The organism is Syntrophales bacterium, from assembly GCA_035363115.1.
Taxonomy (GTDB): domain Bacteria; phylum Desulfobacterota; class Syntrophia; order Syntrophales; family PHBD01; genus PHBD01.
Genome location: DAOSEM010000005.1, coordinates 1 through 23,200, shown reverse-complemented (window position 1 = coordinate 23,200; position 23,200 = coordinate 1). Strand labels below are relative to the sequence as shown.

Below are 23,200 nucleotides of genomic sequence, written 5' to 3'. Positions count from 1 at the left end.
TGGTCCCATCGTCTAGTGGTTAGGACGCTGGCCTCTCACGCCGGAAACTGGAGTTCAACTCTCCATGGGACTACCATCATACAAACAAGGGGTTGCGACGATGATCGCAACCCCTTGTTTATTCAGCCGGTTTTCCCAAACAGGATCCTTTGCACCGTCTCCCGGTCAGCGCATCGTACAGTTGCAGGCCGCGCTTCCCGGATCGCCTCCCCCGCCCGCCCCTTCCATTGAGGGGGGCGTCGTAAAGTCAAGGCCCGGGTTCTCGGGCAGGATCACGGGCATCGACAGGGCATCCCGGACGTATGCGTACTGGCCCGCCCCGACATTCACCGAACCGCCTTCATTGCTGACGGAAATCACTCCCTCGACGACGAAGAAATAGGTCCCGTCCCGGAGGGATCCGCAGTCTCCCTTGCAGACACGGCAGTCGTAAATCGTGCCTCGCACCCCGGCCGTGGCGTTCTCCGTGACCATCCGGTAGCTGTTCTGGCTGCCCCTCCTGCCGATCAGCCCCACGACGGAGCGGGCGCCTCCCTTGACCAGATCGAAAAAGGCGGCGTCTTTCTGCGGTGCGGCCTGCTCGAAGTAGAACCGCGAAATCTTCATCTGGCTGTTGGGACGGAGGGTGATCACACTGTTGTCGAGGAAGCGGATCCGGGCATGGGTCTTCTTTTCAGTCATCAGGATGTCGCCTTGCTCGACGATGGAATTGACTGACAAGGCCCATGTCTTCCCGTCGGCCTTCTTCGCGAACAGGGGTCCGCTCAGGTGCGTCACCGTCCCCGCCTTCACGCCGGCAAAGGAATCCGTGAACGACAGCAGGACAAGGGACAGGACAAACAGGCTAATTGCAATACGTCGTGCCCGTTCCGCCTTGTGCCCCATCGCCGGTTTGTTGCGTTCCTTCTCCACGTTCTTCACCTTTCTTGCGGTCTTCTTCATCTTCTCCCGGCGTACCGGCCGTCTCCGTAACCGTTGCGAGGGCCGTGACTGTATTGCCTGCCGTAGCATTGGTGCCCGCGGCCGCCGCATCCGTCAGGGTCGTGACGGAAGTCGTCGTTCCTGCTGCCGGAGTCACCGGAACGACAGGGGGGGGGGCCGTCCCTTCCGCCAGCCCGGTGATCTTCGGGTACTGGCCCGCGCTGAGCTGCCACGTGTTCACGAAGTCCCAGCCGACGTACGTCGCCTGGGTCTGCATCTCCGCGGTGGTCTTTCCCGTGCCGCCGGCACTGGTTGACAGGGCACCGGGTATAGTAGTGTCCCAGTAACTGCTGGTTACGTTTGTGTAGGAAGTGTCCGCATTATGTGCGATCAATCCGCCACTGATGCCGCCGCTTACGGCTCCCGCGCTGTAGCTGTTGGTGACCGTTCCGCTGGCAGAATAGACCGAGCCGATCAGCCCCCCGACGAAATCAATCCCGGCCACATCAGCGAGGCTGTAACAGTTAGTGACGCTTCCCGTAGTCAGAGCCACCAGCCCGCCGACGGTATTGTCTAATCCCGTCACCGATCCGGTCACGTAGCAGTTGTCGATGCTGCCGCCGGTGTGCGCCACCAGACCGGCGACCTGGAAATTTCCGGTGATATCGACGTTTTCCATCCCGACGTTCCGGATGACTGCCGCCGCGGTACAGCCCCCGAAGAGGCCGATGTAATTCGATGCGGGCCGGTTGATGAAAAGGCCGGTGATGGTGTGGCCGAGTCCATCAAAGATACCCCGGAACGACTGCGCCTCGATCAGGCTGTCATCGCCCAGGGGCAGAAAACCGGCTCCTGCATTCCAGCCGGTCGTGACACTGGCATCGATGTCCGTCCCGAGGGCATAGTATCCGGCCAGGTTGTTGTTGATGTTCTGGAGGTCCGTCACGGTGTTGACCAGCATGTAGGCCATCGGCGTGACACCGGTCACGTTGGCCGTATAGTCCGTCGGCGTGCCGTAACCGGCCGGCGGGTTGTAGTAAATCGACACGAGCCCGCCGCCCGTCATGTTTGCATGGCCGAGTATGTCAAAACTGACGTCTCCCGTTCCGTCTCCATTCGAATCGGCCCGGAGGACCAGGCTCCCGCCGCCGGTATTGGTGATGACGTTCTTCACTACGACGTCGCTATGGGCACTCAGGGTGAGCCGGTTCGCGCTCGCCCAAGTCACCGTATCTTCAACGGAGATGTACCCCATATCCGCCCCGAGGCCAGCGGTCTGGATGGTGACACTGGCCAATTCGAGCTGTGCCCCCAGGTCCGCCCCGGTGATGTCACCGCCGACAGACATAATGAAGTAGTTGGTCGGGTCCAGGAGCAGCGTGCCCGTCGTCCCCAGCGGTGCCCGGACATCCGTCAGTCCCCTGTATACAAGCGTCTGCCTGCCCGAGACCTCGACGCTGCCGCCGTTGCCGCCGCCTTCCCCGCCTCGGGCGCTGATGAAGCCGTAAAACGACGTCGTGTCGTCGGCCCAGACGACCACCTTGCCGCCGTTGCCTGCCGCCAGGGCGTCCGCCCGGATGACGGCGCCGCTTCCGACATGGGTCGTCTCGGCGTTCGGGACGGCCGCGTTTGCGCCCTGGTAATCGCCGCCGACCAGGATGGAGCCGCCGCCGCTTCCTCCCGAGGCGTCCACAAGGGCGGCACCGGTGATTTCGACATGATCGCCCAGGATCGCGATGTCGCCTCCATTACCGTCCGTCCCCGTCGCCGTGACGGTGCCCGAAACGGCGGTTGTCCCATCGTCGCTCCGGATTTCAATCTTCCCTCCCCCGGCGCCGTTGGCCGTTGTGACGCTCCCGGCACCCAGGGTGACCCCGTTCGTCGCCCTGAAGACAATCCTGCCGCCCTCTCCGACCGTTGCGCTGTCCGCGCTGACCAGGCCGTTCTGATAGATCAGCCCGCCGTACATTCCGGCCCTTCCGCCCTCGGCGAGGATCTGTCCCAGGTTCAGCGCCGTATCCGCGGGGGCGCTCACGACGACGGCGATGTCGGAGCTTAGCGAGTCGACCATCTGCACGCTCTGCCCCGCCGCCAGCATGACGTCTCCGCCAGGGGAATAGATGAGTCCGCTGTTTTCGACATTCGGCGCGATCAGGTAGACCTTCCCGCCGGGAGGCGTCGAGATGGTGCCCTGGTTCTGAATGGCCGCCGCCGAGGCTCCGGCGGTGAAATTGTATTTTCCCGCGAGGAAATCCTGGTCGCTGAGACCCAGGGTCGAGGCGATGAATCCGTTGACGTCGATCCGGGCCCCCGGCCCGATGAAGATGCCGTTGGGGTTGATGAGAAAGACCATGCCGTTGGACTGCAGGAGGCCCATGATCAGGGAGGCGTCTTGTCCGACGACCCGGTTCAGGACGGAGCTGGCGCTGCTCTGCTGTACGAAGCGGACGGCCTCGCCGGCACCGATCGAAAACGCCTGCCAGTTGATGATCGAACCGGGGCTGTTGGTGATGGTCAGCGTGCTCCCCTGGGGTGAGAAGCCGACCTGCCCGTTGACGACCTGCGGTCCGGTCGGGAACGCCACGGCGGCGTCCGCGCTGAAGAAAAGCAGCACGGCCGTGATAAAAAGGCTCCCGGCCATCCGGGCGATGGTTCGTATCCTGCGGCGTTTCGTCTTCATGTCATGCTCCTTGCCCGTTCACCCTTCAGAACAGAAAGCTCGCCGAGAGGTGCCACATGCCGCTCCAGCGGGTCGTGCCGTCCTCGGGAGGTTCCATCACGATACCGTAATCGATGGAAACGGAAAAATGCCTGCCGTCGGTGATGCGCAGCCCGGGACCGATGCTCGTGGCCTCGACGGCGACCGTATCGCCGGCGACCGGCTTGTTGCGCCGGGCCTGGCCGTGGTCGCAGAAGGCCAGCAGGCGCGCCTGGACGGCGGAGACGCCGGCGAGCCGAAGCAGATCCGGGGAGTACACCTCGATGCTCCCCGAATATCCGTAGTCGTTGGCGTACGCCCGCTCCTGCAAGCCGCGGACGGAGGCTGCCCCGCCGAGCCCGAACTGCTCGCCCGACACGAGCGCATTCTGCGTATACTGGCCGTTGAAGACGGCCCGCACGCGCCAGTCTCCCCCCGGCATCAGCATGAAATTCCCGCCGTAACGAAGGATCGTGTACTCCATGGACGAGCCGGCGCGGGCGCTGGCGAAATTGGCCTCCCCGTCCCGGCCGTCCAGACTCCATGACAGGTTCTGAACACCCGTCAGGTAAAAACCGGCGGTATGCTTCATCCGGGTGAGCGTCCCCGCATAGGTGAGGCTCAAGGGATGAACGGTCACGTTGTGCCCCAGCTGGTACCCAAGATACTGGACGTCGTTCTCGAACGCCTTGTATTCCAGCCCCAGGATCAGCCTGTGCTCGTAGTCGCCGATCCGGGTGAGGTTCTGGTTGTACCGGAGCGCCAGCACGGTCCCCTTGCCGCTGATGCCCATGTTGTAGGTGGCGACGTTCACGGAGCCGGAGTCCACGTTGGAATGGGCGGCGATGATATCGATGGAGGATCCCGGCGAATAGAGCGGCATGTGGTAACCCAGGCCGAATATGTGGACGTCGTCCAGGTTTTCCGGTGACGTGATGTATTGCAGCGTCAGGACATGGTCCAGGTTCGCAACGTTGCCGTGCTGCAGGAGAAATCCCATCCGCGAGCGGCCGGTGTGCTTATCCCCGGAGTTGTCGAGGGAGACGCCCGCCCGCCAGGGCTTCTCGTCCTTCACGGTGACGGTCGCATCCACTTCCTGTCCCTCGCCGCTCTTGAACTTCAGGTCCGTCTTCTTGGCGGGATTCTCGTTCGCCAGGTTGAGGCTCCGCGACAGGGCGTCGATATCGGGGGTTTTCCCCGGCTGCAGGGCCGGGAGGCTTCTCAGGATGTTTCGCTCGTCGAAGAATCGGTTCCCCTCGACGGCGATTCTGCCGATGCGATACTCGATGACCTGCAGGCGGATGACGCCGTCCTGCATCTCCTGCTCCGGCAGCACGACGGCCACCATGCTGAAGCCGCCGCCCCTGTATTCCTTTTCAAGCGCCTCCACGGCCCCCTGGACGGTTCCGAAGTCCCTGTCCTTCCCGGTGAAGGGGGCCAGGATGGCCTCCACCCTGTCCGCGGGAAGGATGGTGTTCCCCCGCACCTCGTACCCACGGATATCAAAGCGGGGAACGGCGTTTTCGGGATCGGCGGCAAATGAGGCGAGAGGATACGAAAAGAGAAGGATGATTACCCATAACCAACATCGAGTCGTTCGTAACATGAGTGCTCCGGAACGGCGGCCTGTGCGCCTGTGCTGTACTCTATCGTTCGTAAAAGGATTTCTTCGAGAATATGGTCGTCCGGCTATGGTTTGATTGGCGCAAGACTGCCGAAACTTTCCGGATATGTCAATAGGTGTTTAATAAGTGATAGGGTTGTCCTGCAGGAATCCGGCACACAGAGGATCGAACACTGCATTGTAAAATCGGGGGGGTCTTACTCCCACTCGAACACGACGGGCTCCCGGAGGATCGCCTCCCGCCCTTTTGCTGCCAGTTCCGCCGTCTCCGGGTGGCTCTCGCGGAGTGATGCGATTTGCCGCAGGTTGTCCGCCGTGCGAAGGACCAGCATGGCCAGGTCGCCGTCGTTGATCCCGGTCCTGCGGATGATGTCGTCCCAGGGGACGCCGCGGGCCCAGTCGTACACCACCAGGGCCGGCCAGAGCCGGAGCGGCTGGACAGGGAACCCGGCGGCCTTCATCCGGTCCAGGAGCGGCTTGAGGACCGATGCAACCTTTCCCACGGCCTCCCGGAAGGCTCGCGGGATCTTCTTCGACTCGAACTTCACGTCCAGGTCGCCGTCATAGACGAAGGGCGCGATGGCGGCGGCGAAGAGCCGCTCGTCCTTAGCCGGGAAGGCCTCCCGCCGAAGCCCCTCGGCGATCAGGAGCGGATGGTCCAGCCGCAGCTTCGAGGCCCACAGGCCGTTCTCCGTCAGCCGGTCGTCCTCCCCCACGAAGCCCTCCTTTTTCAGGAATTCAAGGTGCCGGATGAATCCCTCCCAGAGCCCGCGCCCCGGCTTCTTCCCGCGGGCGGCGGCCTGGAAGGCGGCGAAGGAGCGCTCGAAGATGACCCGCACGTCCTCCGGTGTCTGCGACAGGAGCAGGTTCAGGACCATGGAGAAGTCGTTGCGGATCCGGCTCTCGATGGGCTCGGCCTCCCGGAAGAGAAGCCGCCGGACATGGGAGACATCCAGGAACCGCCCCGGGACGAGGGCCAGGAAGCCGATCTTGTCCTGACCGCGCCGACCCGCCCGGCCGGTCATCTGGTGGAAGGCCGTCCCCGTCAGGGGATTGAAGGAGTGGCCGTCGAAGATGTCCGAGTTGAACAGGACGATGGTCCGGGCGGGGAAATTCACCCCGGCCGCCACGGTGGAGGTGGCGAAAATGGCCTCCAGGTGGCCCTGTTTCATCATCCGCTCGACAAAGAATTTCCAGGCCGGAAGCTGCCCGCCATGGTGGGCCGCCACGCGCCAGCGCTGGAGGTCGTGGAACTGGCGGTGCTGCTCCAGGTAGGGAAAGCGGGAAAACAGCTCCCCGACATCCTCCCGAAAGGCCTCTCCGGCATGAACGCCCGGACCGCTCCGGCAGGTTTTCAGGGCTCCGTCGCACTCGGACCGGGACTTGAGAAAGAAGATCGCCGGCAGGAGATGATATTCCCGGAGTACCCGGAGGATGTCGCCGAAATGGGGCGGCCGGCCGCGCCCCGCCGGCGAACTGCCGGCGACGGAGAACTCCGCCACCTTCCCATAGAGGCGCCGCTGTTCCAGAAACGGCATGATCCGCCCCGTAGGGTGCAGGAACAGGGGGAAGAGGGGAACGGGACGACCCGTCTCCCGCACGACCCGGCACGGTTTATCCCGCAGCGACGAAAGCCAGGAGGCGATCTCCTCGGCGTTGCCGATCGTGGCGGAGAGGAGCAGGAGGTTGACCCGTGCCGGCAGGTAGATCATGATCTCCTCCCAGACGACCCCCCGGTCGGGATCCCCCAGGTAGTGGGCCTCGTCGAGAATCACCAGGTCGCAGGGCAGGTCTTTTCCCTGGTGCATCGCGTCGTAAAGCTGGTTCCGCAGGATCTCCGTCGTCCCGACGATGATCGGCGCGTCGGGATTCTCTTTCGTGTCTCCCGTCAGGATTCCGACGTGATCCGCCCCGAATTGCTGGCCGAACTCGACCCACTTGGCATTCGTCAGGGCCTTGAGGGGGGAGGCGTACCAGGCGCGGCCGCCGCGGCGGAAAACGTCCTCGATGGCCTGCTCGGCGATCCAGGTCTTGCCGGATCCCGTGGGCGCCGTGACCAGGCAGTCGGACTGCCGGACCGCTTCCAGCGCCTCAAGCTGGAAGGGATCGGGAACGAACGGGGCCTCCGGGGGCCGGCCGATGCGCGAGAACACGCTCCGCAGAAGCGGGTCCGCATCCGGCTTCATCCGGACAGGCGCTTTCTGGGGTCCGCCCGGGCGGGCGACCCTTCGTTTTCGGGAACGGGACAGGGAAGATTGCATGGTCCTCCGGGATTGATCCGGTGATGGTCCTATCACAGGAGGGGGCACGCCGTAAAGGAACAGCGGCAACCTTTGGTTGACAGGAATGCCTTTTCCGCCTACATGTTGCGGCACCGGCACAGCGCGCCGGCCGCAGAGCCAGCTCCAAGAAAACGGCGGCCGGACGCGGTATTCCAGGCCGTCAGGAACACTCATGCAACGGAAAACAATCTACTGGGGCTGGTACGTGGTTTTCGGGGCCTTCGTCCTGATGGGGCTCAATCACGGCACAACCTACTGTTTCACCATCTTCGTCAAGCCCGTCACGGAAGACCTGTCCTGGTCGCGCTCGGCTATTTCCCTCGCTCCCTCCATCACAATGGTCGTCTACGGAATCGGGGGGATCTTCTCGGGCAGGCTCCTGGACCGGATCGCCCCGCGCTGGGTCATGACCTTCGGGGCCGTGACCCTGGCCACGGCCCTCTTCCTGACGGGATTCGTCCGGGAGCCCTGGCATCTGTACCTGACCTACGGGCTCCTCGCCGGCATCGGCACATCCTGTCTCGGGGCCGTCGTGGGCAGCTCCACGGTGGCAAAATGGTTCCAGCGGAAACGGGGCCTCGCCATCGGCATCGCCTCCGTCGGAATCGGGGTCGGGAGCATGCTTCTTTCCCCGCTGGTCGGCTATGCCGTCAAGCAATGGGGCTGGCCCTGGGGATTCTGGATCCTCGGCGGCCTCGTCCTCGTGCTCGGGGTCATCACGGCGCAGACCCTCATGGGAAAGACACGGCCGGAGGACTACGGCCTGCATCCCGACGGCGAGGCGCCGCCGTCGCATCCCGAAGAAACGCCCCCGCCGGCGGTGGCTCCGGGCATGCCCATGAATCAGGTTCTCCGCGACTCGCGCTACTGGGTTCTCAGCCTCTGCTATACCTTCGCCCTGGTGGCCCAGATCTCGGCGTTCATCCACCAGACGGCCTTCGGCATGGAGCTCGGCATCGACCTGATCAAGGCGGCCCTGCTGCCCGGGTACATCGGGCTGGCCAGCATCGGCGGCCGCTTCTTCTTCGGCTGGCTCTCGGACCGGCTCCGGGATGCAAAGTACGCGGCAAGCCTGGGCTTTCTTTTCATGGCCGCCGGCGTGGGCGTTCTCCTCGTGGCCTCCACCATGAACCACATGGTCCTTTACGCCCTGCTCTTCGGCTTCGGTTACGGATCCATCGCCCCGCTGATGCCGTATCTCCTGGCGGACCGGTTTGGAAGCCTCGTTCTCGGGGCATCCTACGGCATGCTCACCTTTTTCGTCGCCGGCATCGGCGGCAGCACGGGCGCCATCGTCAGCGGCATGATCTATGACCGCTTCGGATCGTACACGGCGGCATGGTGGATGGACCTGATTCTCCTGCTGGCGGCGGCGATCCTGGTGGCATCCCTGAAACCGTCCCGCCTGAAAACGGAATAATTCTTGACCCGCCGACTCCGCTGCATATATTTGCCGGGTGGAACAATAACTATTTCCCGGGGTTCCGAATGAGCGATCCCGGATTCACCAAGATCCCCGAAAGGCCCTGACGCATGAAGGAAGAAGGAGTTCCCCTTTCGACCCTCAAGGAAGGAGACATCGCACAGGTCCTCTCCCTGATCGGAGGGAACGCCTTCATGTCGCGCCTTGCCTCCATGGGGATCGCACCGGCGACGCGGCTGAAGGTGCTGCGCCGGAGCGGCGGGGGCCCGCTGATCGTCCAGGTCGGGGACGGCCGTGTTGCCCTGGGAATAGGAGAAGCGGAAAAGATCCTCGTTCAGATCCTTCCCGAAGCCGCCGGGGAGCCTCTCCCCGAAAAGGAGGAAAGCCGGCGGCTTCTCGTGGCCCTGGCGGGCCAGCCGAACATCGGGAAGTCCACCATATTCAACATCCTCACCGGGCTGTCCCAGCACGTGGGAAACTGGCCGGGGAAAACGGTGGAGAAGAAAGAAGGAGTCCACCACTCCGGCGAGGTTGAAATGCGGATCGTGGACCTCCCCGGGACGTACAGCCTCACGGCCTGCTCCGAGGAGGAAAAGGTCGCCCGGGATTTCATCGTCCACGAGAGGCCCGACGTGATCGTCCTCCTGGTCAATGCGGCCGGCCTGGAGCGAAGCCTCTATCTCCTCACGGAAATCCTGCTCCTGGGTCCCCCCGTCGTTATCGCCCTGAACATGCTGGACGTGGCGGAGGACCAGGGAATTTCCATCGACGTCAACGCCCTCCAGTCATCCCTCGGGATTCCCGTGGTTCCCATGGTGGCCGTAAAGAACCGCGGCGTCCGGGAACTGGTGAACAAGCTGATCGCCCTCCAGAAGGGGGAGGTTTCCTATCATCCCAGGGTCCCGGGCGTGTCCAGCGACCATCAGGCCATCTACCGGGAGATCGTCGACCTGGTGAGCAAGCATTTCCCCGAATCGCTCCCCGCCAACACCTGCGGCTACAACGCCCCGTGGGTGGCCATCAAGCTGATGGAGGGAGATCCCGAAATCACAAAACTGGTGGATGCGGAGGTTCCCGCCGAGATCCGGAGCCGGATCCAGGCGCTCCTGGTCCAGCACGAGGACGCCCTCCATGCCGTTGTCGGGGGTCGATACGACTGGATCGAGGAGGTCACCCGGGCGGCCATCTCCCGCTTCCGCATGGGCGAGGTCGTCCTGACGGACCGGATCGACCATATCCTGACGCGCCCCGTGTTCGGCATCCCCATTCTCCTGGGCGCCTTCGGCCTGATCTTCGCCGCCACGTACTGGATCGGCTTTCCCCTTCAGAAGCTGCTGGAAGGGCTGTTCTCCTCGGCGGCACAGAGCCTGGAAACCTGGATGGGAAGCGCCCATCCCTGGCTGAAGGGCATTCTCATCGAGGGGGCTTTCGGCGGGGCGGGAACGGTCCTGACCTTCGTCCCGATCCTGATCATTTTCTTCCTGTTCCTCGCGATCCTGGAAGATGTGGGCTACATGGCCCGGGCGGCCTTCGTCATGGACCGGTTCATGCACCTCATCGGCCTCCATGGGAAGAGCTTCATCCCCCTGTGCCTCGGCTTCGGCTGCAACGTACCCGCGGTGATGGGGGCACGGATCATCGAGTCCCGCAAGGAGCGGCTCCTGACCATGTTCCTTTCTCCCTTCATCCCCTGCACGGCTCGGCTGGCGGTCCTGACCTTCGTCTCCGCCGCCGTGTTCGGCCCCCGGGCCGCCCTGGTCGCCTGGTCGGTCCTGGCGGTCAACATTCTTCTCCTGGGGATCGTGGGCATGGCGGCCGGCCGGATCCTTCTCCGGGGAGAACCGATGCCCTTCATCATGGAGCTGCCCCTCTACCACAAGCCGAACCTGCGGACGATCGCCACTGTCGTCTGGTTCCGGACGGCCGCCTTCATCCGGAAGGCCGGGACGATCATCCTGGCGGTCTCCGTGGCGGTATGGATCCTGTCCCACTGGCCCGGGGCGACGGTGGAGGAGAGCGCACTCGCCTGGCTCGGACGGCTGCTGGAGCCGCTGGGCACCCCCCTGGGATTCGACTGGAAACTGATCGTCGCCCTCCTGACGAGCATCGTGGCCAAGGAAAACGCCATCGCCACCCTGGGCGTCCTCTACGGCGTGGGCGACGAGGGGCTGATCGGCATCCTGCCCCAGGCCCTGGCCCCGGCCTCCGCCCTGGCCTTCCTGGTGGTCCTGATGCTCTTCGTGCCCTGTGCGGCCACCCTGGCGGTCCTGCGCCGGGAAATGGACAGCCGGCAATGGTTCTCCGCGTCCTTCATTGCGATGCTGGCCCTTTCCATGACCATGGGCATCGCTTCCTTTCATCTGGCCCGATTGATCGGCCTGTGACCCGGGGCGCCGGTTGCGGCCGATTCTCGTCATTGACAGGCCCCGGGAAAAAGGCTAATCACCGTGCAGACCCATCCTGTTTCCCCTGAAGGCGGATTTCTGGTCGAGAAACTGATCAAGGCAGCGGCGACGGGCCTCGGCCTGGGACATGTCCCGGTTGCTCCCGGAACGGCGGGGACCCTTCTGGGCATTCCCCTGTTCCTGCTCTTTTCTCCCCTGTCCCCACCGGTATACCTGGCGGTCCTCCTCGGCTGCACCGGGGCGGCGTTCTGGATCACCGGACGGGCGGAGAGGATCTTCCAGGAGAAGGATTCCCAGAAGATCGTCCTCGACGAAGTCGTCGGTTTCCTGTGGACCATGAGCTTCATTTCCCCCACGCCGTCCCACCTGGCGGCGGGATTTTTGCTCTTCCGCCTTCTGGATATTGTCAAACCCTTTCCCGCCGGTTTCCTTCAGCGGAAGGCACCCGGCGGCTATGGAGTCGTCCTGGACGACGTGGCGGCGGGAATCTACGGAAGCATCCTCCTTCACCTGGCGATCCGGGTGTTCGGGTTTTAGCCCTCCGGAGCCCCGACCGTCCCGGACCGGAGACTCCGGACCATCAACGACATGAAGATCGCGATACTGACCATTGGCAACGAACTGACAGGAGGACGGATCCAGGACGCCAACGCGGCCCTCATCGCCCGGACCGCCCGGTCCCGGGGCTGGCAGGTCCCGGTCATGATGAGCGTGGGCGACAGCTTCGAGGCGATCGGGGGCGCCCTGAACCACGTGCTCTCCCTGGCCGATGCCGTGATCATCACCGGCGGGCTGGGCCCCACGGCGGACGACATCACGACGGCGGCCGTGGCACAGGCCTTCGGCCTCGGCCTGTACACCGACGAGGCGGTCCTGGCCCATATCCGGGGCATTTTCGAGAGATACCGCCTCAAATGGACCGAAAACAACGCGAAGCAGGCCGTATTTCCCGCCGGGGCGGAGGTGATCCCGAATCCGACGGGGACGGCCGCCGGGTTTGCCGTCCGGACGGACGGGAAGATCGTGGCCGTGATCCCGGGCGTCCCCGCGGAAGTGCAGCGGATGCTCCCGGAGGGAGTCCTGCCCCTCCTCGCCCGGGCCTTTCCCGGCGACACTCCCTTCATCAGGACCAAAACCCTCAAGTCCTTCGGCCTCTCGGAGGCGGCGGTGGACGAGGCCCTGGCCGACCTGGACTTTGCGGCCCACGGGGTCGATGTGGGCTTCTACCCGAACTTCCCCGAGAACCACATCGTACTGACCATCCGGCACAGCCGGGAGGAGGAAGCGGAAAAAATCCTGAGGGAGGCCACGCGGGAGGTCGAGAGCCGCCTCGCCCGGCACATCTTCGCCCGGGACGACGAGACCCTCGAAGGGGTCGTCGGCGCTTTCCTGACAGAACAGAAGAAGACCCTCGCCGTGGCAGAGTCCTGCACGGGCGGGCTGATCGCCGACCGTCTCACCGACGTCCCCGGCAGCTCCGTCTGCTTCGAGCGCGGCCTTGTGACCTACAGCAACGAGGCCAAGCGGGACCTCCTGGGGGTGCCGGAAGACGTCCTCCTCAGGCACGGCGCCGTGAGCGAGGAAACGGCACGCCTCATGGCGGAAGGGGTGCGGCGAATCTCGGGAACGGACCTGGGACTCGCCTCCACGGGCATTGCCGGCCCCTCGGGGGGAACGGAGGAAAAGCCGGTGGGAACGGTCTTCATCGCCCTCTCCGACGGCCGGGAGACCCGTTGCCGCCGCTTCTGCTTCCGCTGGCCTCGCCGCCGGAACAAGGTCATGACGGCCCAGACGGCCCTGATTCTCCTCCTGCGCTACCTGAAGGGGGAGCCGGACGATGCCTGACGGAAAGAGCATCCGGGCCTTCCTGGCCATCGACCCTCCGGAGGAGGTCCTCCGGCAGATCGGCAGCCACCAGGAGCGCCTGAAACGAAAGATCCAGGGAACGATTTCCTGGGTACGCCCCCGGGGGATCCACCTGACCCTGAAGTTCTTCGGGGATATCGCACCGGCCGACGTGGAACGGATCTCCCGGATCGTGGAGCCCCTCGCCATGGGGACGTCTCCGCTCCGCATCGAGGTCCGGAAAATGGGCGTGTTCCCCGGCTCCAGCCGACCCCGGGTCCTCTGGATGGGAATGGAGGGGGATATCCACCCACTGATCGTACTCCAGAAGTCCATCGAGGCGGCCCTGGAAGCGGAGGGATTCCCCCGGGAGGACCGCCCGTTCCGTCCCCACCTGACCCTGGGACGGATCAAGACGCCCCGGGGACTCGCCGGGCTGGCCGGGGCGATGGAGGAGGCAGCGGAGTGGACGGCGGGAGGGTTTGTTGCCCGGGATCTGTGCCTCTTCCAGAGCGACCTCTTGCCCCAGGGAGCCGTCTATACGAAACTCGCCTCCTGGCCCTTCGGGAAGGAACGGCGGCGGGACGATTCCTGAGTCCCGGCCGGACACGGATTGCATGAAATCGCGGCACGTTGCCGAATCAAATCCATAAGGGAGGAAACAATGACATCGGACTTCAATCGGGAGAAAGCGGTGGACCTGGCCATCAGCCAGATCGAGCGTCAGTTCGGGAAGGGCGCGATCATGCGCCTCGGCGGCGGCGAGCCTCCGGCGGATGTGCCGGCCATCCCCACGGGGTCCCTGAGCCTGGACATCGCCCTGGGTGTCGGCGGCGTCCCGCGGGGGCGGATCATCGAGATCTTCGGCCCCGAATCGGGCGGCAAAACGACCCTGGCCCTCCACATCGTCGCGGAGGCCCAGAAGCAGAACGGGCTGGCCGCCTTCATCGACGCCGAGCACGCCCTGGACGTCGTCTATGCCCGGAAGATCGGCGTCAACACCGACGACCTGCTCATCTCCCAGCCCGATACGGGGGAGCAGGCCCTGGAGATCGCCGAGACCCTCGTCCGCAGCGGCGCCCTCGACGTCCTGGTGGTGGACTCCGTGGCGGCCCTCGTGCCCAAGGCGGAGCTGGAAGGGGACATGGGGGACGCCCAGATGGGCCTCCAGGCCCGCCTGATGTCCCAGGCCCTGCGCAAGCTGACGGGAAGCATCAGCAAGTCGAAGACGACGGTCATCTTCATCAACCAGCTCCGGATGAAGATCGGCGTCTTCTTCGGCAACCCCGAGACGACGACCGGCGGAAACGCCCTGAAATTCTATGCTTCCCAGCGGCTCGACATCCGGAAGGTCACGTCCATCAAGGACGGCCAGGACGTGATCGGCATGCGGACCAAGGTGAAGGTGGTCAAGAACAAGGTGGCCCCGCCGTTCCGGGAGACCGAGTTCGATATCCTCTTCGGCGTGGGCATCTCCAGGGAGGGCGACCTCCTCGACCTGGCCGCGGAGAGCAGCGTCGTTGAGAAGAGCGGTGCATGGTACTCCTTCAAGGGGGAGCGCCTGGGCCAGGGCCGCGAGAACACGCGGAACATGCTGAAGGACAATCCCGCCCTTCTCCGCGAGATTGAAGACCTCGTGAAGGAGAAATTCGGGATCAAGACCGGTTCGAAGGCATCCGGTTCCGCGGAGAAGGGTGAGAAACCCGCCGGGAAAGCCGAAAAACCGCATCGGACATGACCGGAGAGGACCCGTCCTATGGGAAGGCCCTGCAGAAGGCCTTCCGTCTCCTTGCCGCTCGGGACCGGAGCGAGCGGGAGATCCGGATGCGCCTGAAAGCCGGGGAGTTCGATAACGGAACCGTTGACAGGGTCGTCAAAAGGCTTTATGAACTCGGGTACCTGGACGATGCGGCCGTCGCCCGGCGCTGGGTCCGCAGCATGGCGGCGGAGCGGCTGATGAGCAACCGCCGGATCGCGACCCGCCTCATCGACCGGGGACTGGCGCAGGACGTGGTCCGGGACGCCCTGGAGGAGGTCCGGCGGGAGCTGTCCGAGGCGGATGCGGTCCGGCAGATCCTTCGCAGGAAGGAAACCCGGGCGGCACTGCGGGCCGGGACAAAAGAACGTGAGAAAATCATCCGCCGTTTGATGGGACAGGGTTTCCCCCCCGAGGCGGTCTTCGACAACATCAGAGAAATCGGAAGCAAGGAGGAAGACATTCCATGACGGCAGCCGAAATCCGGACGAAGTTTCTGCAATATTTCGCGGAGAACGGGCACGCCATCGTGCCCAGCTCGTCCCTGATTCCCAAGGACGATCCGACGCTCCTGTTTACCAACTCCGGGATGGTCCAGTTCAAGAACTGCTTCCTGGGACTGGAGGACCGGGGGTACACCCGGGCGGCCAGCTCCCAGAAGTCGGTCCGGGCGGGCGGCAAGCACAACGACCTCGAAAATGTCGGCTATACGGCCCGTCACCACACCTTCTTCGAGATGCTCGGCAACTTCTCATTCGGGGATTACTTCAAGAAGGAGTCCATCTTCTGGGGATGGGACTTCCTGACTCGCGTCATGGGACTCCCGAAGGAAAAGCTCTGGATCACCATCTACCAGCAGGACGACGAGGCCTTCGAGATCTGGAACAAGCAGATGAAGGTCCCGGCGGAGCGGATCGTCCGGATGGGAATGGAGAGCAACTTCTGGATGATGGGCGAGACCGGCCCCTGTGGGCCCTGCTCCGAGATCCTCTACGACCAGGGGCCCTCCGTCGGCTGCGGCCGCCCCGAGTGCAGTGTGGAATGCGACTGCGACCGCCACCTGGAGATCTGGAACCACGTCTTCACCCAGTTCGACCGGGACAAGGAGGGAAACTTCACGCCCCTGCCAAAGCCCAACATCGACACCGGGATGGGCCTGGAGCGCCTCGCTGCGGTCGTCCAGGGAAAGATGAACAACTACGACACGGACCTCTTCCAGCCGATCATCCAGTTCGTGGCGAACCTGTGCGGCAAGCCCTACGGCAGCAATCCAGACAGCGACGTCTCCCTGCGGGTCATCGCCGACCACAGCCGGGCCGTGACCTTCCTCATCGGCGACGGCTGCCTCCCCAGCAACGAGGGCCGGGGCTACGTCCTCCGGCGCATCCTCCGCCGGGCCGCCCGGCACGGCAAGCTCCTGGGGTTGGACAAGCCCTTCCTGAACGAGATCGTGCCGGTCATCGTGAACCTCATGAAGGATCCCTACGACGACCTGGTGACGAAGGAATCCTACATCCGCAAGGTCGTCATCAACGAGGAGCAGCGGTTCATCACCACCCTCGACTCGGGGCTGAAGATCCTGAGCGACGAGGTGGCGGCTCTCAAAAAGTCCGGCGGCACCGTCGTCCCCGGCTCGGTGGTCTTCAAGCTCTACGACACCTTCGGATTCCCCGTGGACCTGACGGCGGACATCGTCCGCAAGGACGGCATGACCCTGGACACGGAAGGCTTCGAAGAGGCCATGGAGGCCCAGCGGGAGAAGGCCCGGGAGTCCTGGAAGGGCAGCGGCGAGCAGGCGGTGGCGGACGTCTACAAGCGCCTTGCCGTCGATGGCATCACGACGAATTTCATCGGATGGGAGGCGGTCACCGAGGCGGACTCCTACGTGACGGCCATCCTGAAGAAGGACGACCGGGTCGACGTCCTGGAGGAGGGGGAGAACGGCGAGATCTTTGTGGCCCAGACACCCTTCTACGGCGAGAAGGGTGGACAGATCGGGGACACGGGCGTCATCGAAGGCCCGGGCTTTCTCTTCGAGGTGTGGGACACCCAGACCCCCGTGGAGGACGTCCTGACCCACATCGGCAAGCTGAAGAAGGGCCGGATCCGGGTGGGCGACGAGGTCACGCTCAAGGTGGACATGGAGACCCGGCGGGCCACGGAGGCCCACCACTCGGGGACCCACGTCCTGAACGCGGCCCTTCGGGCGGTCCTGGGCGACCACGTGAAGCAGTCGGGCTCGCTGGTGAACCCGGAGCGCCTCCGCTTCGACTTCACCCACTTCTCCCGCATCGAAGACGAGGAGATGAAGCGGATCGAGGCGATCGCCAACGACATCATCCGAGGCAACCACCCCGTCGTGACGGCGGTCCTCCCCAAGGAAGAGGCCATGAAGACAGGGGCGGCGGCGGTCTTCGACGAGAAGTACGGCGACCAGGTGCGGGTCGTACAGATGGGAGACAAGAGTGCTGAGCTCTGCGGCGGCACCCACGTCGTCCGGACAGGCGACATCGGACTCCTGAAGGTCGTCGGCGAGTCCTCCGTGGCCGCGGGCGTCCGGCGCATCGAGGCCGTGGCGGGCCGTGAGGCGGTGAAGTACGTCGAACAGATCGAGGAGGAGCTGAAGAAAACAGCGGAGCTCCTCAAGGCGGGCCACGCCGAGGTGTCCGACCGGGTGGAAAAGATCCTGAAGCACCAGCGGGACCTGGAAAAGGAGATTGAGGCCCTGAAGGGAAAGCTGGCGGCCAAGGACTCAGCGGACCTGATGGACCGGGCCCGGGAGATCAAGGGCGTCCGGGTCCTGGCGGCACAGGTGGACGCCCCGGATGTGAAGACCCTCCGGGATTTCGGAGACAAGGTCCGGGACAAGCTGGGATCGGGGATCGTGCTGCTGGGCAGCCGCGTAAGCGACAAGGCGATGCTCCTTTGCATGGTGACGAAGGACCTGGCCGGGAAGTACCACGCCGGGAACATCATCAAGGAGCTGGCCCCCGTCGTGGGAGGCAGCGGCGGCGGCCGGCCCGACATGGCCCAGGCGGGTGGTCCGAAGCCCGAGAACATCGGGCAGGCCCTGGAAAAGATCGACGCGCTGCTGTAACGGGCGGCTGAAAAAGCTGCCGATTTCAAGCATAAAAAAGGGGGAAGCGGATCTGCGGTCTGCTTCCCCTTTTCCGTTTCTTCCTGATCATTCCAGGTATTCGGAGCTCCTGCCAATAAAAAAAGGGGCATCCAGGCCCGAAGGCCTTCCTGCCCCTTCCGTCAAACCGCTCTTCCCGGAACTTCCAAGGCGTTCCGAGCTGTATGCGAGCCTATAAGGCCTTGATCATCATCTTGCGGGCAAAATCCTTTGCGTCCGCCAGGTCCGCCGCATCGGGATGGGGATCGGCACCCCTGGCTTCCTCGCCCCAGGCCTTGTGCTCCGGCTTCTTCAGCAGCATCTCGATGATCCTGGGATCCACCTTGCCCCGGCAGCCGAAATGGCCCAGGACCGTTGCCTTCGCCGCGAGCCCCAGTGCGTCCTCGAAGGCCTGCCGGGCCAGCTGTCCGCCGCGAAGCGATCCGTGCGTGGAGAAGAAGGCCACCTTCTGGCCCGCCTTGAGATTCCGGATCAGTGGCTGTGCGGCTTCCGGAACACTATGGGCCTGAACGGGAAAGCCGATGAACAGGATGTCGTACCCGTCGGTGCTCTGTACTTCCTTGACGGGCTTGATTTCTTTTTCTGCTTCGATGGCCTCGAAGATGGCCCGGGCCACTTTTTCCGTGTTGCCGCTCAGGGAGTAATACGCAACCAGTACCTTCATTCCGACCTCCATGCAGAAATTTTCCCCTTTCGTACGGGATTGTCCGCGAAAATGCAAGCATCGCCGGCCAAGCCGGAAGGCCCGGACCGATCCGCCCCGGCTCCCCGGTCAGCGGGCCGTGTAGAACAGCTGGCTCCCCTTTTCCGACTGTGCGACCAGCCCCTCGTCCATGAGCTCCACCAGGTGCACATACGTCTCGTTGAGCGCCAGGTACTGATCGAAGTCCGGCAGGTCGTCGCCGAACAGGTCCGCCGACACCGACACGGCCTGCCGGGTCCCCTTCCGGACCGAAGCCAGGACAAGGGCCTTTCGTTCTTCGTGGTGGACAAGGATCTCCTCGACCCTCCCCGTAAGGTTGCTGAAGGGCTCCCCGTGGGCAGGCCAGACCCGTTTGACCGGCAGGGCCGAGATCTCCCGGAGCGAGGCCAGGAAACTCCGCAGGACCCGGAATTCGCGATCGAAGAGGTCGGGGCTCAGGTTGGGGGTGATGTCCGGCAGAACGTGGTCCCCGGACAGAAGAATGCCTTCCTCCGGGAAGAAGAAAACCACGTGTCCCCGGGTATGTCCCGGTGTCTGGAAGACCTGCACCGGCCGTCCGTACACCGAGTGGTTTTCCTTGAGGGCGGGGCAGGAATCCGGATCGAAGGGCACCTGGGAATTGCGGAAGTGCGCCATGAGCTTTGACATCATGGCGAGGGCTTTCTCCGGCAGGCCGTGGACGGCATAGAAATCCCGGAGCACCCGGACGAGCCGGTCCTGGTTCGCGTTTTCGCGGATGTAGAGGCGGCTGGTCTCGGAAAAGAGGATTTCCGCCCCCGATTCCCGTCGAATCCGCCCCGCCATACCCACATGGTCGGTGTGGTGATGGGTGATGTAGATGCGCTCGACATCCCGGATGGAGCAGCCCAGGTCCGCCAGGGATCGCTCCAGTTTCGCGAAGGCCTCGGGCGAGTTCATTCCCGTGTCGAACAGGGTCAACCGTCCCTGGTGAAGAAGCGCATAAATCTGGACGTGCTGCAGCCGGAAGGGCATGGGGAGCGTGATGCGGTAAAAATGGTCGGCAATTTCCTGCATGATTAGATCATTCTCCTGAGACAGGCCCCGCGGGGACCTGGAAATAAACAGGGCAAAAAAACCCCCGCCCGAAGAGCGTCCCGCCGTTTGTGACCCATCGACGGCCCAATGTCAAGAAGGCAAACATCCGCGGGAAAGACGGCTCGAAAACATATCAAAGCCGCTTTTTTATTGTGATGGGGCCCTTTTCAATGAACAGAACGTGCACCTTCCGATATTCATGATGGACCGCAAAGGGTTTGAAGTGATACAAATCCGCGGCAGGTGCCGGGGCTTCAAAGGGGTGGTATCGGAGCATCCCGACCGGCTGCAGAAACTTCTTCCGGAGGGACCGCCGGGGTGAAATCAGGGGCCATGAAGCGATGCCTGATCGTTGACGATCAGGAAACGAACGTCTATCTGCTGGAGTGTCTCCTGAAGGCAAACGGCTACAGTGTGGAGTCCGCCATCGATGGGGCGGAAGCCTTGGAGATAGCAAAACACAACCCGCCGGACATGATCATTACGGACATCCTGATGCCGGTTATGGACGGCTATGCCCTGTGCCGAGAGTGGAAGGCGAACGAAGCGCTCAAGCACATTCCCCTGATCTTCTACACGGCCACCTACACGGACCCGAACGACAAGACCTTTGCCCTGAGTCTCGGGGCGGACCGGTTCATCGTCAAGCCTCAGGAGCCGGAAGTGTTGATGCGAATCATCCAAGAGGTGCTGGACAACGCTTATGAGGCAAAGCAGGTGGCGGCAAGGCCCTTTGGGGAGGAGATGGAGATCTTCCGTCAGCATAATGAAATCCTCTTCAAGAAGCTGGAAAAGAAGATGTCGGACCTGGAGGCCGCCAATCAGCAGCTGCAGAAGCTGGAGGAGAGATATCGCCTGACGTTTCATCACGTAACGGACGTCATTTACACGATAGACAGCGATCTTCGCGTCTCCAGTGTATCGCCTTCCGTCGAAAAAATATGGGGTTATAAACCGGAAGACATCGTGGGAAGATCCGTCTCCGATTGGGTCCACATGGTGTCCCCTGAATCTTTTCAACGGGTTGTTGACGATATCATGAGGATCTTGCGGGGTGAAACAATCTCATCCGCAATCTATGACTTTGTTGCCAGGGACGGGACGATCAGGATCGGCGAAGTCAGCGGATCCCCCATCATCCGGGACGGCAGAATCATCGGTTTGATTTCCGTGGCCCGTGACATCACGGAGCGGATCCGCACCGGGGAGGCGCTGAAGGTTCGGGAAAAAGAACTGGAGAACAAGACCCATGACCTGGAAGAGGCCGTCACGGCCCTGAAGGTTCTTCTGAAGCAGCGGGAAGAGGACCGGACGGAGTTGGAGGAACAGCTCGTAGCCAACCTGCGGGAACTGACTCTCCCGTACCTGCAGGATTTGAAGGAATCCTCCCGGAATGAAGAGCTTCGACGGAAGGTGGACCAGATTGAAAAAAGCCTGAACGAGATCGCCTCTCCCTTTCTCCGTCGCCTGAAATCCCTCTACGCTACGCTGACACCCCGGGAGATTCAGATTGCCGACCTCGTGAAGGACGGCCGCACGACCAAGGAAATTGCCAGCATCCTGAACACTTCCGTTCGAGCCGTGGAGTTCCACAGGGACAGTCTCCGCCGGAAATGCGGACTGACGAACCGGAGGGCAAGCCTCCATTCTCACCTGCAGACGCTTGCTTGAAATCTTGTCATCCCACCTACCGAAGCATAACAGTCAACCTACTGTATTTCAAAAAGAATACTGCCCGAATATCAGTATAGTCCTGATAGATTACCTGAAGTAAATTCGTATTGGCATAAGGATATCGTTAAGCAATAAAAGTCCATTCATAGGTTTTCTCCCGAACGCACACCACCATTGCCCGGCGGGGCTGACGCTTGAAACGGGGGCCGCCGCCGGAAGAGCGACGCTTCATCCGGCCATCCCTCTGCCCGATCGACTGGTGTTTCACCGGTGGATGCTGAACCTGGAGTCGGAGGATCCTCGCCGGAGACGACATGAGTGGAGGAAAGCGCCGCCGTCAGAATTAGGGATTCGTCTTCTGGAAACGGGCATCGTCAAAGGGAGGAAGTCCTCCCGAAAGGAGGCAGCGCATGGAATCTCTGTGGCTCAAAATGGAGGAATGGGTTGCTTTTTATGGACTCAAGGTGATCGCCGCCCTCGTTATCTTCCTGGTCGGACGATGGATTGCGCAGGCAATCCAGGCATTGATGACACGGGTCATGACAAAGAGAAAGGTCGACCCGACCATCATCTCGTTCGTCGGTCACCTGGTGTACATTGCCCTGCTCACGTTCTTCGTGATTGCGGCACTGGCACAGCTCGGCATTCAGACAACGTCCTTCATCGCCGTTATCGGCGCCGCCGGACTGGCCATCGGGCTGGCCCTTCAGGGCTCCCTTTCGAATTTTGCCGCCGGCTTCCTCATGATCATCTTCAAACCGTTCAAGGCGGGTGATTACATCGAGGGCGGCGGAGCCGCCGGGATCGTCGAAAAGATCGAAGTGTTTACAACCACCCTCGTGACGGTGGACAATAAGGTGATCATCGTTCCAAATTCCAAGATGATGGGCGACAGCATCGTCAATTACTCGAAGAAGGAAACCCGCAGAGTGGACCTGGATTTCGGGGTGAGCCACAGCGATGGGATCGACCGGGCAAGGGCCTGTCTCCGGGAGGTGGTCGACGGCGACGCACGGATCCTCAAGGCCCCCCCCACAGACATTCTCGTCAAAGAACTGGCCGAGAACCGGGTCGTTTTCCAGGTGCGGGCGTGGGTGAAAGGGACCGACTACTGGGGTGTTTATTTCGATGTCATCGAGGCGGTGAAGAAGCGCTTTGAAGACCAGGGGTTCTCCGTTCCCTACCCGAGGACGGACGTGCATCTCTACGAACGTCGGCAGGTGTGACAATCCGGGATCGGCGGGAAATGGAACGGATGGATATCCCGGAACCATCCGGGCGGGAGATTCACACACCGCGATATACACGTGACCGGGTCCCCGCAATCGGGTCCGGTCTCCCGTGGCAGGAAGGGGTCTTCGCCAACATGATCGTCCGTCCCCCGGCAGTCACGTTTTCTGTGTTTCTGATCGTCAAGCAAGGGAAGAGGCTGAAGAGGAAGGATGCCCCCGTGCCCCCGCCCGGTGAGAGAGCATGCCCATTCTTCCTGTCATCTGTCCCCCTGAGTCAAACAGCTGCCCACATTGCACTTCTGAATGGAAGGCATAAGGGAGTTGGTCTTACATATAGGCAAGTCGCAAGACAGGGTTTCATTCATGAAGAAAGGAGACATCATGCATCACAGAAGAATGCTTCAGTTCCTGCTGGTCGTGCTCGCGCTGGTCTTCCTGTCGGCGT

Annotated in this window: 17 protein-coding genes and 1 tRNA gene; 12 read left to right on the top strand and 6 right to left on the bottom strand. The window is 62.9% G+C overall.

Annotation, left to right across the window (positions count from 1 at the left end):
• The first annotated feature begins 1 nt into the window (after position 1).
• A tRNA-Glu gene (locus PLO63_10995) sits at positions 2-76 on the top strand.
• A gap of 89 nt (positions 77-165) precedes the next feature.
• Here the strand turns inward: PLO63_10995 and PLO63_10990 are convergent.
• The 4 genes from PLO63_10990 to PLO63_10975 all read right to left on the bottom strand — a co-directional run bounded on the left by PLO63_10990 (position 166) and on the right by PLO63_10975 (position 7,429).
• Positions 166-942 (bottom strand): FecR domain-containing protein, encoded by a 777-nt coding sequence (locus tag PLO63_10990; GenBank protein ID HOI74664.1) that lies wholly within the window; start codon positions 940-942, stop codon positions 166-168.
• Positions 845-3,601 carry a filamentous hemagglutinin N-terminal domain-containing protein gene (locus PLO63_10985; protein ID HOI74663.1) on the bottom strand — a complete coding sequence of 919 codons (2,757 nt, stop codon included), beginning with the start codon at positions 3,599-3,601 and terminating at the stop codon, positions 845-847. The genes PLO63_10990 and PLO63_10985 overlap by 98 nt, the downstream gene beginning before the upstream one ends.
• A gap of 25 nt (positions 3,602-3,626) precedes the next feature.
• Complete coding sequence (locus PLO63_10980; GenBank protein HOI74662.1) at positions 3,627-5,225, bottom strand: ShlB/FhaC/HecB family hemolysin secretion/activation protein; 1,599 nt, start codon at positions 5,223-5,225, stop codon at positions 3,627-3,629.
• A gap of 215 nt (positions 5,226-5,440) precedes the next feature.
• Complete coding sequence (locus tag PLO63_10975; GenBank protein HOI74661.1) at positions 5,441-7,429, bottom strand: DEAD/DEAH box helicase; 1,989 nt, start codon at positions 7,427-7,429, stop codon at positions 5,441-5,443.
• A 268-nt stretch (positions 7,430-7,697) separates the two neighbouring features.
• Here PLO63_10975 and PLO63_10970 point away from each other — a divergent pair, with 268 nt between their 5' ends.
• The 8 genes from PLO63_10970 to alaS all read left to right on the top strand — a co-directional run bounded on the left by PLO63_10970 (position 7,698) and on the right by alaS (position 18,051).
• Positions 7,698-8,945, top strand: a complete 1,248-nt coding sequence (locus PLO63_10970; protein HOI74660.1) for an MFS transporter — start codon at positions 7,698-7,700, stop codon at positions 8,943-8,945.
• Between the two features lie 113 nt (positions 8,946-9,058).
• A complete protein-coding gene (gene feoB, locus PLO63_10965) occupies positions 9,059-11,332 on the top strand; it encodes a ferrous iron transport protein B (protein HOI74659.1) in 2,274 nt (757 codons plus the stop codon).
• Positions 11,333-11,395: 63 nt separating this feature from the next.
• On the top strand, positions 11,396-11,890 hold the full coding sequence (locus PLO63_10960) for a phosphatidylglycerophosphatase A (protein HOI74658.1): 495 nt from the start codon (positions 11,396-11,398) through the stop codon (positions 11,888-11,890).
• A 51-nt stretch (positions 11,891-11,941) separates the two neighbouring features.
• Positions 11,942-13,198 carry a competence/damage-inducible protein A gene (locus PLO63_10955; GenBank protein ID HOI74657.1) on the top strand — a complete coding sequence of 419 codons (1,257 nt, stop codon included), beginning with the start codon at positions 11,942-11,944 and terminating at the stop codon, positions 13,196-13,198.
• Complete coding sequence (gene thpR / locus PLO63_10950) at positions 13,191-13,793, top strand: RNA 2',3'-cyclic phosphodiesterase (protein HOI74656.1); 603 nt, start codon at positions 13,191-13,193, stop codon at positions 13,791-13,793. Before PLO63_10955 ends, thpR begins: the two co-directional genes overlap by 8 nt.
• Positions 13,794-13,862: 69 nt before the next feature.
• The gene (gene recA / locus PLO63_10945) at positions 13,863-14,936 is read left to right on the top strand and encodes a recombinase RecA (protein HOI74655.1); all 1,074 of its coding nucleotides are present in this window, start codon (positions 13,863-13,865) and stop codon (positions 14,934-14,936) included.
• Positions 14,933-15,424: a RecX family transcriptional regulator gene (locus tag PLO63_10940; GenBank protein HOI74654.1), complete on the top strand. Its 492-nt coding sequence runs from the start codon at positions 14,933-14,935 to the stop codon at positions 15,422-15,424. The genes recA and PLO63_10940 overlap by 4 nt, the downstream gene beginning before the upstream one ends.
• On the top strand, positions 15,421-18,051 hold the full coding sequence (gene alaS, locus PLO63_10935; GenBank protein ID HOI74653.1) for an alanine--tRNA ligase: 2,631 nt from the start codon (positions 15,421-15,423) through the stop codon (positions 18,049-18,051). The genes PLO63_10940 and alaS overlap by 4 nt, the downstream gene beginning before the upstream one ends.
• A 211-nt stretch (positions 18,052-18,262) precedes the next feature.
• Here the strand turns inward: alaS and PLO63_10930 are convergent, their stop codons facing one another.
• Together PLO63_10930 and PLO63_10925 are read right to left on the bottom strand one after the other, a co-directional pair.
• A complete protein-coding gene (locus PLO63_10930) occupies positions 18,263-18,754 on the bottom strand; it encodes a flavodoxin family protein (protein ID HOI74652.1) in 492 nt (163 codons plus the stop codon).
• 108 nt (positions 18,755-18,862) lie between these two features.
• Positions 18,863-19,828, bottom strand: coding sequence for an MBL fold metallo-hydrolase (locus tag PLO63_10925; GenBank protein HOI74651.1), 966 nt, complete (start codon positions 19,826-19,828; stop codon positions 18,863-18,865).
• Between the two features lie 354 nt (positions 19,829-20,182).
• Between PLO63_10925 and PLO63_10920 the strand changes: the two genes are divergently transcribed.
• From PLO63_10920 to PLO63_10910, 3 genes are all read left to right on the top strand, one after another.
• Complete coding sequence (locus tag PLO63_10920; GenBank protein HOI74650.1) at positions 20,183-21,520, top strand: response regulator; 1,338 nt, start codon at positions 20,183-20,185, stop codon at positions 21,518-21,520.
• 413 nt (positions 21,521-21,933) lie between these two features.
• Positions 21,934-22,749 carry a mechanosensitive ion channel gene (locus tag PLO63_10915; protein ID HOI74649.1) on the top strand — a complete coding sequence of 272 codons (816 nt, stop codon included), beginning with the start codon at positions 21,934-21,936 and terminating at the stop codon, positions 22,747-22,749.
• Positions 22,750-22,889: 140 nt separating this feature from the next.
• Positions 22,890-23,200: hypothetical protein (locus PLO63_10910; protein HOI74648.1), on the top strand; the 311-nt coding region annotated here is incomplete at its 3' end.